Raw genomic sequence first — 12,564 nt, 5'->3', positions numbered from 1 at the left:
GTCACAAGGTGCTGCGAGCGCGGGCGGGGGACGCTGATGGGGAGTACACGGCGTGCTTACGCGTTCCCATACCCTCGCAGGGGGAAGAATTCCAGCACATTCACCTGGCATACGTCTAGCTTCAACTACGCATCGAATTGGGCTAGTTGAGGTGTCGGAACCAGTTACCGACGCACCTCGCGCGGCGCGTCCGAGATCCTCTCGGGGTCCGCCCGCCGGTGCGCGGGCACGAAGACCACGCGAACGGGAAGGTTCCGTTCGGCCGCCAGGATGCGAGCCAGCTCCAGCAGGCTCAGACCGGCCGTGCCCAGCAGGGCCGAGTGCCGGACTCCTATCACCACGCCGCCGATGTCCTCTCGGATGACTTCGGCCAGGAGGCGGGCGATCCTCGGCTCGCTGAACGGGCCCACGTCGCCCCGGAGCTGCAGCACGGCGAGGCCCGCCAACCGTCGCACTTCGACCGGCGCCCGGCCGTCCCCGTCCGCTACAGCCGTCACCCACGTCGCAAACCGCTGCTTCACATTCTCCAGCGGCCACTTGGCACGGAACGCGGCCAATGGAATCCGGGAAGGCACAGTAGACGCCATTGCAACCCCCTGAGGATCCAACGACGAACAGGAACCGGAACAGAAATTCTGGCACCGCGGGCGGATCGCAAGAATGGGCCGTTCGTCCCGAATCTGCCCAGGGCGGAGGGACGGCGAATCCGCCGATCACTCCTCGCCGGCGGGGAGCTCCACGGTCGAGACGACGCGGGTGAGCGAGGGCCTGCGCGGCACGGATCCGAATCCGAAGCGGACGGGCGGATCCACCCACCGCAGTCCCCCGAGGTCCGAGCCGTCCCAACTGGCCTGTGCCGCCGTGATCGGGTGGTGGTCGAGGGCCGCGTACCACTCGCGCCGGCCCGCTCCCGCGCTGCCGCGCGTACGAACCCCGGACAAGAGGCACCGTGCAGGCAGGTCACACGCGGCCGCCCAGAGCGGGGCGCTCGCCACCCGGCGCGGAACAGCGCGCAACAGGAAGCCGAGTGCGTCCCGCCGCCCCGGAGTGAAGGTCAACCGCAAAGGGCCGGCCGCCACCTGCCACCGGCCTGACTCCGCGACCACGGTCACCGGGCATCGCGTGACGTCGTCGAAGCGGTAGGTCCCGGCCACGAAATCGGCGATCCGGGCGCTCGGCGCGAGCAACTCACGCTGACCGTCGGCCCGTTCCACCATCACGTCGGCGAACTCACCCCACGGAGAGCTGGGCCAGTAGCCGACGACCAGGCGTGTCCCGGACGCCGTGCCCACCCCGGCGATCCAGCCCTCGAAACGCAGCCGACGGCCCCGGCCCGGCGCCTGATTCACGTCGGCCCCGGCTTGCACGACAGTTCAACATTGACGACGACCACACCGGGCAGGGTAGGACGCCTTCTGCACCATGGCTGGTTGTCGGCCGGGTGTGTCGCTGACCGATGCCTCTGGGGTTGCGCTTGGCGGGGGCGATTCCGGTGCCGGCCCCTCACATGCCATGATCCTACTCAACAGTAGCTTCGTGTCTCAGTGGAGAGGGATCACCGTGGCCCGCGTGTTCACCGTGAGCAACAGCATCACCATCGATGTGTCCCCCGACGACGCCTACGGGGCGGTCAGCCGCCTTGCGGACATGGGTCGTTGGAGTCCGGAGAACCGTGGCACGACGGACGACTCGCCCACCGGTCCGGCCGTTCTCGGGACCACCTTCGTCGGTCGCAACAGGCGCGGAGCGTTCCGCTGGGTGACCCGGTGCACGGTCACAGCGGCCGAGCCGGGGCGCCGGTTCGCGTTCCGCGTCCATGCGATCGGTCGCAACCGGCCCGTTCTGCGCGGCCCGATCGCCACCTGGGAGTACCGGTTCGAGCGGACCGACGGTGGCACCCGCGTGACCGAGACCTGGACCGACGACCGCCGCACCTGGCCGACGTTCGTGGCCGACGTCTTCGACCGCGTCGTCACCTCGGGCAAGACGTTCGCCGTTTTCCAGCAGCGCAACATCGATGCGACGCTGCGCAACCTCAAGCGTGAACTCGAGCTCGACGCCGCAGGTGGAACCCACCTTGGCTGATGCGTCCCGGGCGGCCGGTATGCGCCGGTTCCGCCCGGGACGCGCCGGTCAGCTCACCACGTGTCCGGCACGGGTGGCGGGACCACCGGCGGGCGGTCGTCGCAGGTGATCGTGGCGGGCAGCTCCCAGGCGGCGAGCCAGGGGCCGGCCAAGCCGCCGCCGTCGTTGCCCCCGCGGTCCTCCACGGAGAACTCCGAGCCGGTGGCGGGGAAGTTGAACGATCCGCAGTTGTTGATCCCCACCGCTCCGACATTGCGCGCGTCGACGTTCTCGAAGGACGCCGAACCCGCCGAGCGGGCGCTGAGCACCGAGGTGCCGGTGCCGTCGACCCTGATGTCCTTGAAGTGGACGTTCTTGATGGCGTACTTGTCCTTCACCGGGAAGTCCGAGACGAGCATGATCGCGTTGTAGGTGTTGTCCAGGAAGTGGTCTCCGGTGACCTGGACATCGGCGTCGATGTCGTTCTCCAGGGCGTAGAACCAGATGGCGCCGAGCCCGATCTTCCAGTTCAGTTCGTACGTCCCGGCGCGCACGGTCGTGTTGTCGGTGATCCGGAGACGGCCCGTGAACGGCTCGGCGCCGAAGCGGGAGCCGATCTGGATGGCGCTGCCCTCACGGATCGGGTCCGCGATCAGGTTGCCGGTGACGTTGTTGTCGGTGCCGCCGTACAGGGCGATGCCGTTGGCGAGGACCGGGGTCTGGATCGTGTTGCGCGAGAAGGTGTTGCGGGCGTCCTGCTCTTTCTCCGACCACATGGCGAGCGCGTCGTCGCCGGTGTTCCGTACGAAGTTCTGCGAGACCAGTGAATCGGTCACGCCTGTATGGAAGTTGAGGCCGTCGGCGATCTGATCCGTGATGATGTTCCGGGTCACTCGCACGTTCTTCATGGGGCCGTCGAACCAGAGACCGACCTTGGTGTGGTGCAGGTACAGGCCGTCGACGGTGGAGTCGCTCATCGCGCCGCCGACGGCGTTCACCTGGTCGGTGTCGACGCGTTCGCGGACGTCGCCCTCGATCGCGAAGCCGGACAGGTGGACATCGTGGCTGCCGCCGTCCGCCGCGTCCTTGCCGTAGAAACCGACGCCTGTGTGCACCGAGCCGTCGGGTGCCGGGGTGTCGAGGGTGACCTGGTGGCCCTTGACGGTCGTGTACCAGTTGCCCGCGCCGACGATCGTCACGTCATCGACGACGATGTGCCGGTCGACCTGGTACGTGCCCGGCGGCAGGTACACCTTCAGGTGCCGGCGCTTCGCCGCGGCGATGGCCTTGTCGATCGCGTCGGCCGCGTCACGGTGGCCGGTCGGATCGGCACCGTAGGCCAGCACGTTCGCGGCGCGCGGTTCGAGATGCGGGGCGCCGACCAGCTCCGAGTCGAGCAGATCGATGACCGTCCAGGCGGCCTTCGTGCCGGCGGGCGCGGTCAGGCGCACGGTGTCGCCGGCCCGGTAGGTCCTGCCCAGCTTCACGCGCCGCTCGTCGTAGAAGTGGCTGGGCCTGAACGGCTTGTCGATGGCAGGGGTCGGCGTCGTCGCCGACGGCACGCAGCCGCACTCGGTGATCCACCAGTCCGGGTGCAGCAGGTCGGCCCCCGGGTCGTTGCTGAACGGATACTGGTTGTAGAGCCACGCGTACTGCGAGGTAAGTGTCATGGGGGTCTGCCGCTTGCCGTTCACCGCGATGCCCAGCGGGGCCGTGATGCCACCTCCCCGCGGGGCGTCGGGGATGCTGTAGCGCACGGTGAGTGCGTTGGCCGCGCGCGGCAATGTGAACTCGACGTACTGGCCGGGCTTCAGTTTCACCGCGGAGCGGCCCGATGCCTCGGACGGCAGGGTGTAGGCGGTGCGGTCCGGGCCGATGACGGTGCCGTCGGTCCGCGCGTTCTCGGCCTCCTGCTCGGCGAACGGCACTTCGGCGCCGCGGCCCCCGACGAGCGAGGGGGCGAGGGCCGCGCGGGTCACGGGGGTGGGCGCGTGCCTCGCTCCCCCGGTCGCGAGGGCGGGCTGGACCACGGCGAGGGAGAGCCCGGCCGCGGCCGCCGTGAGGACGGCGGTGAGCCGGACCGATCTTCGGCGCGGGCCACGGCGGCCCACCGCGGCCGTGCGGGCGGAGTACCACGACATCCGGTTCTCGATTCTCTCGGGAGAACGTGCGGGGCGACGCGCAAGTGCGGTGACAGTAGGGCGACTTGGCGTCTCTCCACAAGAGATTCGTACGTGATTTCCGTGGTCGAGAGCGATAATTGCATAGCTCTGTTTATTTCTTGCGCCACCAGGGTGCCGTCAGGATGGGTCCCGGGACTAGGGAGCCAGCGGTAGGTCGGCGAGGATCTGCCAGCCGGTGGGCGTGAGGGCGACCGCGTACAGGGCGGTGATCTCGGTGCTGATCGGCAGGCGGGCGGCGGTACGGCGGGCGATGTCGGCGGCGGTGCCGGGGTCGGCGTCCAGGGCCACGGTGACGTGCACCGCAGGGTCCTGGCCGAAGCGGCCACCGTAGGGGACCTGTGCCGGGAACGCGGCGCGAACGGCGGTGGCCAGGGCGCGCAGCTCGGGCACCGGGATGTTGACGAAACCGCTGTCCCGCTCGACCACCTCCAACCGGACCGGGACCCGGCCGGGCGGAAGCGCGGCCCGCAGTCGGTCCAGCTCCGGCGCACCGACCTGGTCGGCGGGCAGCCACGGGTAGAGCAGCGCGGCGTGCGCGGGCACACCCGGCCGTACCACCCGCGCGTCCACCTCGGCAGCCAGCTCCAGCAGCGGTTCGGCGGCCGGCACCACTGCCAGTACCGCCGTCGTCCCCAGTTGAGTCATGACCCGTCCACCCGTTCACCCGTCTGTCCGGTCCGTCCGGCCCGTCGGCAGCATGCCATGGCGGTGGGCTCCGGCCGATCGGGACAGGGGGTGCTCCGGTTGCCGGTCAGAACCGTGTGAGCGAGTTTGTTAGTGATCGAGGGGGCCCGAAAAGGTGTCGCCCACTCCATCCCAGCTGTTCGCTTCTCAGGAGGAACCATGAGCAACCCCGGGCAGAATCCGAACGAGCAAGAGGGTCCCGCGGACGGGGGCGCGGCCGGTACGCCGGGCGTCCACGACGGCGGCGCGGACGGCGGAGCCGAAGGTCCCGCGGACGGCGGCGCGGCGGGCAAGCCGGGCGTCCACGACGGGGGCGCGGACGGCGGAGCCGAAGGACCTGCCGACGGTGGCGCGGCCGGCACCCCCGGCGTCCACGACGGCGGCGCGGACGGCGGAGCCGAAGGACCCGCGGACGGCGGCGCGGCCGGTACGCCGGGCGTCCACGACGGCGGCGCGGACGGCGGAGCCGACCAGTCCGGCAGCGGCCGTTGAGCACTCTCCCTGTCGCACTTCGGGATGCCGGCGCCACGACGGGCGCCGGCATCCTCGAAGCACGCCTGACCGGCCTGAGCCGGGAGGAGTTCGCCCGCGACGTCTGGGCGCTGGCACCGCTGCTCACGCGCGGGGCGAGTGACTTCTCCGACCTGTTCTCCGCGGCCGCCGTGGACGAGCTCGTCTCGCGTCGCGGCCTGCGTACGCCCTTCCTCCGCGTCGCCAAGGACGGTGCCACGCTTCCCGAGTCGTCGTTCACCTCCCCCGGCGGTGTCGGCGCGACGGTCGCGGACCAGCTCGACGACACCGCTCTGTGGCGCAGCTTCGCCGACGGCGCGACGCTGGTCCTGCAAGCCCTTCAGCGCACGTGGGAGCCGGTCGCGGAGTTCAGTACCCGGCTCGGTACGGAGCTGGGGCATCCCGTGCAGGCCAACGCCTACGTCACTCCGCCGCAGAACCGCGGATTCGACGCCCATTACGACGTCCACGACGTCTTCGTCCTGCAGATCGCCGGTACCAAGCGCTGGACCATTCACGAGCCGGTCCATCCCGACCCGCTGCGTGATCAGCCGTGGACCGGCCACCGCGCCGCGGTGGCCGAGGCCGCCCGGGGCACGGCCCGCATCGACACCGTCCTGGAGCCGGGCGACGTCCTCTATCTGCCGCGGGGCTGGCTGCACGCCGCCCAGGCGCAGGGCTCCGTCTCGATCCACCTGACGCTCGGAGTCCACAACTGGACGCGCCACGCGCTGGCCGAGCAGCTTGCCCAGTCCGCGCTCGCGCTGCTGCGCGACGATCCGCGGATGCGAGGCTCTCTGCCGCTGGGCGTGGACGGACCGGCCGACGAACTCGGGTTCGTCCGCGAACGCCTCGTCGCCGCTCTCTCCGCAGCGGATCCCGAGCCGCTGTTCCACCGCAGCCGGCGGAGCCGGTCACGCCCGGCGCCGATGGGGCCGCTGGCCCAGCTCGCCGCCGTCGACAGCCTCGCCCAGGACTCGCCGGTGCGGCTGCGTGAGGCATTGGAGGCGCGCCTCGAAGGGCGGCGCCTGACCACACGCGTCGGCTGGCTCGACTTCACGGAATCCGATCTGCCCTCCGTGGCCCGCCTGCTCGACGGCGAGGTGCACACAGCCGACCATCTGGGTCTCGAACTCGTCGAGAGACTCCTGCGCGCGGGCGTACTGGTGCCCGCTGAACAGTGAGGTGCGCGCGGTGACCGCGGCGGCACGCTTCTTCTGCGCCGACGCCGCCCAGGCGCGCGGCGACGCGCTCGCGGGCACCGCACCGTACGGCTCCGTCTGGGTCCTCATCGAGTACCGGGGCGGCTGGCCGTCCAACGGCTTCGACGGCCTCGACCTCGAGCCGGAGAGCAAGCGGCTCGTGTTCGGCGCGGCGCAGGCGGTGCGGGCACGCGTCCTTCTGATCAGGCGCCCCGGACGCCGGGTGCCCGAAGGTCCCAGGCGCTGGGCCGTTCTGCGCCACGAAGGCGGCGGCGCCTACCGGCAGAGCTGGGGTACGTGGAACCGTGACGAGGACCTGGCCGGGATCGTCGACGCCCTCGGCGCCCCCGGAGAGCCGGGGCATCCGCCCGTCGTCCTCGTCTGCGCCCACGGGCTGCACGACGTCTGCTGCGCCGTGCGCGGCCGGCCCGTGGGACGGGCCCTGAGCGAGCGCTGGCCGCACCTGGTGTGGGAGTGCACGCACGTGGGCGGTGACAGGTTCGCCGCCAACGTCGTGGTCGCGCCCGATGGCGTCTACTACGGCAATCTGCAGGCCGGTTCGGCCGTCACCACGGTCGAAGAGCACCTGGCGGACCGTATTCACGCGGATCATCTCCGCGGATACACAGATCTCTTCCCACCCCAGCAGGCCGCTGTGGCAGCCGCGTTGAAGCGTCTCGGCCCGGCAGGCCGCCATGAGTACGCGATCGAGTCGACGGTCCGCGACGACGACCGCTGGCGGATCCGCATCACCGGTCGCCCGCCTCGTTCGTCCACCATCGACATCGAAGTACGGTCCCACCGCACGCCGCCGTACCAACTGACCTGTCACGGAGTGGCACGGAGTTCGGCCAACGCCTACGAGGTCACCTCGCTGCGCGTCGGCTGAACCCGCCGCCCCTCATCCCGGCAGTCCGGCTCCGCCGAGGGGACGCAGGTCGATGCTCTCGGGCGGGCTCGCCAGGAGCGGCAGAGCCTGCCCGATGAGTTCCTCGGCTCCGTCCGCGGAGAGCGAGGCGCTGTGGTCGGCCGCGCTGCGCCAGATCTCGGTGACCCACACCACGTCGTCCTCACCGGGCACCGTGTTGACGACGTACAGCTCACATCCGGGAGCGTCGCGCGCGTGTTCCGCTGCTTGCAGAAGAAGCGCGGCCAGGGCGTCGCGCTGTCCTGCCTTCGTGTGGAACTTGACGTAATGGCCGACCTTGCCCATGTCTGTCCTCCGTCGTCGCGCTGCGGGGGCGGTTACCACGGCGATGATTGCACGGCCCGGGGTAACGACGCGGTGCACGAAGGGCGGGGCAGCGCACGGAAGTTCGGGCGGACAAGCACGCCACAGAGGTGAGGCCTCCCCGGACCCCGCGTCGCACGGGCCCGGGGAGGTGCGCTCACTTCTCGGCGCCTACGTCTCAGCGCCTACTCCTCGGCGCTTACTTCTCGGTGCTTACTTCTCGGACTTCCGTCGGACGGTCAGGCGGTTGCCCTTCGGTCCGGTCCACTCCAGGCGTACGACGCCGGCCACAGCGGCATCGCCGGTGCGCGACGGGTCCGCCCAGTAGCCGAACGCCGGATTACGGAAGAAAGTTGCCCACAGGTCTCCGTTGCTGTCCGTGAAAAAGTTGTTGTGCCCGGCGCCCACACCCGCGGTCCAGCGCTCGGAGTACGGGCCTTCGAAACGGTCCGCGACGGCGACGATCGCGTCGTACTGGTACTGCGTGCGGCCGGTGCCCGCCACCTCGTAGGCGTAGCGGGGGCTGCCGTAGGCATCGATCGATGTACGGTCCCACGCGGCGTGCACCAGGTAGTACTTGCCACCGTGCTTGAACACGTAGGCGCCCTCGAGGTACGGCTCGGGCGTGTAGGGCGTCTGCTTGAACGCCGGGAGGTTCGTCGTCGTGACGATGTCCTCCATGTCGGGGCGGAACTTGGCGTAGAGGTTGTTGTGCAGCACCAGCCACGCGTCGGAGCCCTCCGAGTAGAGGCCGCCGTCGATGTGGTGGTACGCGCCGGGCTTGATGAACGACGGTCCGCCGATGAACGAGTCGCCGAAGGGCTTGTCGAGGTTGCCCTCGGCGAGACGGTACGGGCCCGCGACGCCGCCCTCGCTCACCAGCAGGAACGAGCCGACCTTCTGGGAGTGGTCGCCCATGCACGCGACGATGTACCACTTGCCGCGGAAGTAGTGCAGTTCGGGCGCCCACGCGTTGGCACGCTTACCGAACTGGCCGTCGTCGTACCAGTACTCCTGCCACGGCGCGACGACGGTGCGGCCGGGGCGGTTCTCCCCGACGAACTCGGGGGACCACACCTTTCCGCGCTCGGCGTCGGGCCGGATGCCGGTGGTGTCGGCCAGCTTCCACGGGCCGTGCAGGGACCGTGCGGTCCACACGAAGATGCCGTCGTTCCAGGGGCCGGCCGCGTCGAGGCCGGGCACGCGCGTGGTGCCGGTGGCCACGTAGAGCGGACGGCCGTCGACGACGAAGCAGTTGACATAGGTGTCGCGCATCCAGACCCGGCCGAGCTCCTTGTCGCGGGGCCGGAGTTCGAGGGGCAGGACGAAGGAGTTGTCCTCGCGCGGCCACAAGTCCTCGCGGGCATCGGCGAGTCCGTACGGTCCGAGGTCGGGCCAGTTCGACGGGTACCGCTTCGTCTTCGTCGGGACGCCCTGCGCCGGGCCGCCCTTCGCGGCGGGCAGCGCCTGGGCAGCGGCCCCGGGCAGGGCGACCGCCCCCATGGTTCCGGCGACACCGGCCAGCATGGACCGCCGGCCTATGTGCGTTCCGTTCTCGGATCTGGTCATCGGTCTGTCTCCTTCATCGTCTTCATCGTCAAGGGGTGCGGCGCGAGGTTCAGTGCTGTCCGGCGTCGGCGTGCGCCTGCGCTTCCGGCTCGTCGGTCTCGAAGGCGGAGAGGGTGGTGTCGTAGTCCGTCTCCACGTCGTACATCGGCGTCATCCAGTGGTAGAAGTTGTCGCCGCGCTCGCGGAGCAGGTCGTAAAGGCGCCGGGTCAACGCGGTGCGGATGTCCCGCAGTTCGGGGTGGTCGTAGCGGTTGTGCAGCTCGTCGGGATCGGCGTCGAGGTCGTACAACTCGTTCCGGGACTCCGGGTTGATCACCAGCTTGTGGCTTCTGGTGCGCAACATCCGCTGCGGGTACGGGAAGTGGTGGCCGTGGAACTCGGCGAGGTGGTGCTCGTCCCACCGCGGGTGCTCGCCGCGTACGAGGGGCAGCAGGCTGCGGCTGTCCACGGCCGGACCGGTCCTGCTGCCCGCCAGGTCGAGGATGGTGGCGGTGCAGTCGGTGAGGGAGACGAACTCTTCGCGTACCTGTCCCCGCGGGGCCCCGGGGACCTTCAGCAGCCCGGGGATGCGGTAGATGTCCTCGTACATCGCGGGGCCCTTGTCGTGCAGCCGGTGGGAGCCGGTGAACTCACCATGGTCGGCGGTGAAGAAGACCGCTGTCCGCTCGTCCAGGCCCAACTCCCGCATGGTGTCGAGGATCCGGCCGATCTGCTCGTCGACGAGCGTGACGTATCCCCAGTAGACGGCGATCAGCTTCCGCGACTCCTCCAGCGTCATGGTGTCGAAGGCCCACAGCTTGCTGTAGTTGTGCTGGACGGCCGGTTTCGTCGCGAAGGTCTCGCTGATGGACGCGGGCAGTTCCACCAGCTCGGGGTCGTACATGTCGTAGTACGCCTCGGGGAGGATGTACGGCAGGTGGGGTCCGAAGAAGTGCGTGGCCAGGAAGAACGGTGCCCCGTTCCCGTCGCTCTCCTGGTCGGCGAAGCGGTGGAGCATTTCGATGGTGCGCGTGGCCAGGTAGTACTCGAAGGTCGCTTCGACCGGCTGGTGGAGCCGGGCGGCGAGGAGGTTTCCGGGGCTCCCGTTGGGAGTGGTGCCGCGCACCGGATCCGTGATGCGGTACGGGGGCAGGCCGTTCTCCGCCAGGTAGGTGAGGTAGTCGGGGTGGTCCACGGGATTGTGCCAGCCGGCCAGGTCGGGACCTTCGAAACCGTAGTCGGCGGCGGTGCGCCGTACACCGCCGTGCCACTTGCCGAGCAGGCCCAAGTTGTAGCCCTCGGAACGCAGTTGCTCGGAAAAGGTGAACTGACCGTCGGCCAGGTCTTCGAGATAGCCCACGTTGCGCTCGTAGTTGGCCAGCAGTTTGTGCCGGAACGGGGCGGCCCCGGTGAGCAGGCTGGCGCGCGCCGGTGTGCAGATCGCGGTGGGGGTGTAGAAGCTGTCGAACCGTGTGCCGTCGGCCGCGAGCCGGTCGAGGTTCGGGGTGTGCGTGTGCGGGTTGCCATACGCGCCCAGGGTGTCCACCCGGTGCTGGTCGGTCATCAGGAAGAGCATGTTGTGGCGCACGGAGGGCCTCTCGGGTCGGTCCGGCTCGCACGTCGGCCGGGGCGGGCCGACGCGGCCTTGGGAGCGTGACGCGGCTTCCGGTGCGTGCCCGAAGGTGCCGTGCGACGCATGTTCCGATCCGGGGACGATTTAAGTCAAGAGTACGGACCTTAATCACGCCGGGACGCCTCAACAAGGCACATGGACACCGTTCCGCGCTGCCGACACGTCGTAAGGCCGGGCGTTTCAGGCGTGTTTGCCCGTACCTGACAGCAGGTCAAGCCGGTGTCGATGCGCGAGCCGGTGCAGGTATGGCGTTCTTATGAACAATTTGTTTCGACTCATTGACGAAAATACTCGGCGCTCACATGCTGTGCTGCATGCACGAACACGACGGTCCGCTGACGCGGCTCCGACGCAGCCATGAGCAAGCGGTCCTCGAACTGCTCCGCAAGCACGGCCCACTGAGCCGCGCCGAGTTGGGCGAGCGCAGCGGGCTGTCCCGCACCACGCTCCACGACATCGTCGCCGGGCTGGTGGGCAGCGGCTCCGTGGTCACCGGCACACCCCATGTCGAGGTGCGCAAGCGCGGTCGGCCGGTGGAGAAGCTCAGCCTCAACCCGGCCGCAGGAGAGGCGGTCGGCATCGACTTCGCGCGCCGCGCCGTACACGTCGCGGCGGTCAACTTCGCCCATGAGGTGATCGGTTCGGCGAGCGAGGCGCATGCCGCGGACCTGTCCTGGCCCGAGCGGATCGATATCGCGGAACGCCTTCTGACGACGTCGGGCGTCGTCCACCTCGACGCGCTCGGCGCGATCGGTGTCGGCGTGGTCGGTCCGACCGCCGACCCCGGCAGCGAGAACGCCCGCGCGCAGGGCATCGACGGCCTGCCGGACCTGCTGCGCAAGCAGTTCGGTGTGCCGGTGCTCCTGGACAACAACACGCGGCTCGCGGCGCTCGCCGAGGCGGTGTGGGGCGCGGCCGCTGACAGCAGTGACGTGCTCTATCTGCGGTTGTCGCACGGCGTCGGCGGCGGCCTGGTCGTGGGCGGCGCGCTGCACCGCGGCCGCAACGGGCTGTCCGGCGAGTTCGGACACATCACCGTCGACCCGGCGGGAAGACGCTGTGACTGCGGCGGAACCGGCTGTCTGGAGACCCGCGCCTCCCTCGACGCGGTCCTGTACCGCTACCGCGAAGCCGGCGGCCGGGCCGACGACCTCGCCGGGCTCCTCGACGCCGCCGCCGCCCGCGAACCCACCGCCCTGGACGTGCTGGAGCGCGTCGGCAACGACATCGGCGGAGTGCTGGCCGCGGTCTGTCATGCCGTCGGACCCGGCGTCATCGTCGTCGGTGGTGAGCTGGCGGAAGCCGGGCCCGCCCTGCTCGAACCGGTCGAACGGGCCCTGCGGCAGCAGCTGATGCCGCTGGCCCGCCACCACGTGGACGTCCGGCGCGCGACGCTCGGCGACGCGGGCAGCGCGCTGGGCGGCATCGCCCTCGTCCTCCATGAATCCCCCCTGCTCTCCCACTACCCGCGGCCCGTCTCCGAGGAGAACGCGTGAAGCCACCAGCGAG

The 12,564-nt window shown here is 70.0% G+C and carries 12 protein-coding genes; 5 read left to right on the top strand and 7 right to left on the bottom strand.

Features of this window, described 5'->3' with window-relative positions; all coding sequences use genetic code 11:
- Positions 1-164: 164 nt before the first annotated feature.
- Both ACIREE_RS26175 and ACIREE_RS26170 read right to left on the bottom strand, forming a co-directional pair.
- Positions 165-587 (bottom strand): hypothetical protein, encoded by a 423-nt coding sequence (locus tag ACIREE_RS26175; RefSeq protein WP_404156793.1) that lies wholly within the window; start codon positions 585-587, stop codon positions 165-167.
- A 126-nt stretch (positions 588-713) separates the two neighbouring features.
- On the bottom strand, positions 714-1,349 hold the full coding sequence (locus ACIREE_RS26170; RefSeq protein ID WP_404156791.1) for a hypothetical protein: 636 nt from the start codon (positions 1,347-1,349) through the stop codon (positions 714-716).
- A 211-nt stretch (positions 1,350-1,560) separates the two neighbouring features.
- Here ACIREE_RS26170 and ACIREE_RS26165 point away from each other — a divergent pair, with 211 nt between their 5' ends.
- On the top strand, positions 1,561-2,085 hold the full coding sequence (locus tag ACIREE_RS26165) for an SRPBCC family protein (RefSeq protein ID WP_404156947.1): 525 nt from the start codon (positions 1,561-1,563) through the stop codon (positions 2,083-2,085).
- A gap of 53 nt (positions 2,086-2,138) precedes the next feature.
- Here the strand turns inward: ACIREE_RS26165 and ACIREE_RS26160 are convergent, their stop codons facing one another.
- A complete protein-coding gene (locus ACIREE_RS26160; protein WP_404156789.1) occupies positions 2,139-4,205 on the bottom strand; it encodes a glycosyl hydrolase family 28-related protein in 2,067 nt (688 codons plus the stop codon).
- Between the two features lie 177 nt (positions 4,206-4,382).
- Positions 4,383-4,892, bottom strand: coding sequence for a 2'-5' RNA ligase family protein (locus ACIREE_RS26155; RefSeq protein ID WP_404156787.1), 510 nt, complete (start codon positions 4,890-4,892; stop codon positions 4,383-4,385).
- A 198-nt stretch (positions 4,893-5,090) separates the two neighbouring features.
- Here ACIREE_RS26155 and ACIREE_RS26150 point away from each other — a divergent pair, with 198 nt between their 5' ends.
- Genes ACIREE_RS26150 through ACIREE_RS26140 form a run of 3 tightly spaced genes read left to right on the top strand, consistent with a single transcriptional unit; the run spans position 5,091 to position 7,532 of the window.
- Positions 5,091-5,423, top strand: coding sequence for a BatC protein (locus ACIREE_RS26150; protein ID WP_404156785.1), 333 nt, complete (start codon positions 5,091-5,093; stop codon positions 5,421-5,423).
- On the top strand, positions 5,420-6,625 hold the full coding sequence (locus ACIREE_RS26145) for a cupin domain-containing protein (protein ID WP_404156782.1): 1,206 nt from the start codon (positions 5,420-5,422) through the stop codon (positions 6,623-6,625). Before ACIREE_RS26150 ends, ACIREE_RS26145 begins: the two co-directional genes overlap by 4 nt.
- Before the next feature lie 10 nt (positions 6,626-6,635).
- Positions 6,636-7,532, top strand: a complete 897-nt coding sequence (locus ACIREE_RS26140) for a sucrase ferredoxin (RefSeq protein ID WP_404156779.1) — start codon at positions 6,636-6,638, stop codon at positions 7,530-7,532.
- 12 nt (positions 7,533-7,544) lie between these two features.
- Here ACIREE_RS26140 and ACIREE_RS26135 read toward each other — a convergent pair whose 3' ends face one another.
- The 3 genes from ACIREE_RS26135 to ACIREE_RS26125 all read right to left on the bottom strand — a co-directional run bounded on the left by ACIREE_RS26135 (position 7,545) and on the right by ACIREE_RS26125 (position 10,998).
- Entirely contained in the window at positions 7,545-7,856 is a 312-nt protein-coding gene (locus ACIREE_RS26135; RefSeq protein WP_404156776.1) for a putative quinol monooxygenase, read from the bottom strand.
- A 231-nt stretch (positions 7,857-8,087) separates the two neighbouring features.
- Complete coding sequence (locus tag ACIREE_RS26130; protein ID WP_404156773.1) at positions 8,088-9,443, bottom strand: family 43 glycosylhydrolase; 1,356 nt, start codon at positions 9,441-9,443, stop codon at positions 8,088-8,090.
- A 49-nt stretch (positions 9,444-9,492) separates the two neighbouring features.
- On the bottom strand, positions 9,493-10,998 hold the full coding sequence (locus tag ACIREE_RS26125; protein WP_404156945.1) for a sulfatase-like hydrolase/transferase: 1,506 nt from the start codon (positions 10,996-10,998) through the stop codon (positions 9,493-9,495).
- A 359-nt stretch (positions 10,999-11,357) separates the two neighbouring features.
- Here ACIREE_RS26125 and ACIREE_RS26120 point away from each other — a divergent pair, with 359 nt between their 5' ends.
- On the top strand, positions 11,358-12,551 hold the full coding sequence (locus ACIREE_RS26120; protein ID WP_404156942.1) for an ROK family protein: 1,194 nt from the start codon (positions 11,358-11,360) through the stop codon (positions 12,549-12,551).
- The last annotated feature ends 13 nt before the right edge of the window (positions 12,552-12,564 follow it).

It is taken from the genome of Streptomyces sp. NPDC102467 (assembly GCF_044765445.1).
Classification (GTDB): domain Bacteria; phylum Actinomycetota; class Actinomycetes; order Streptomycetales; family Streptomycetaceae; genus Streptomyces.
The sequence above is the reverse complement of the archived record's forward strand: the minus strand, read 5'-3'. Positions and strand labels throughout refer to the sequence as shown.

Bases quoted from the DNA above. Each gene is read 5' to 3' on its own strand.
- ACIREE_RS26130 (WP_404156773.1), bottom strand. From the start codon at position 9,443: ATGACCAGATCCGAGAACGGAACGCACATAGGCCGGCGGTCCATGCTG.
- ACIREE_RS26155 (WP_404156787.1), bottom strand. From the start codon at position 4,892: ATGACTCAACTGGGGACGACGGCGGTACTGGCAGTGGTGCCGGCCGCC.
- ACIREE_RS26150 (WP_404156785.1), top strand. From the start codon at position 5,091: ATGAGCAACCCCGGGCAGAATCCGAACGAGCAAGAGGGTCCCGCGGAC.
- ACIREE_RS26120 (WP_404156942.1), top strand. From the start codon at position 11,358: ATGCTGTGCTGCATGCACGAACACGACGGTCCGCTGACGCGGCTCCGA.
- ACIREE_RS26175 (WP_404156793.1), bottom strand. From the start codon at position 587: ATGGCGTCTACTGTGCCTTCCCGGATTCCATTGGCCGCGTTCCGTGCC.
- ACIREE_RS26135 (WP_404156776.1), bottom strand. From the start codon at position 7,856: ATGGGCAAGGTCGGCCATTACGTCAAGTTCCACACGAAGGCAGGACAG.
- ACIREE_RS26125 (WP_404156945.1), bottom strand. From the start codon at position 10,998: ATGCTCTTCCTGATGACCGACCAGCACCGGGTGGACACCCTGGGCGCG.
- ACIREE_RS26160 (WP_404156789.1), bottom strand. From the start codon at position 4,205: ATGTCGTGGTACTCCGCCCGCACGGCCGCGGTGGGCCGCCGTGGCCCG.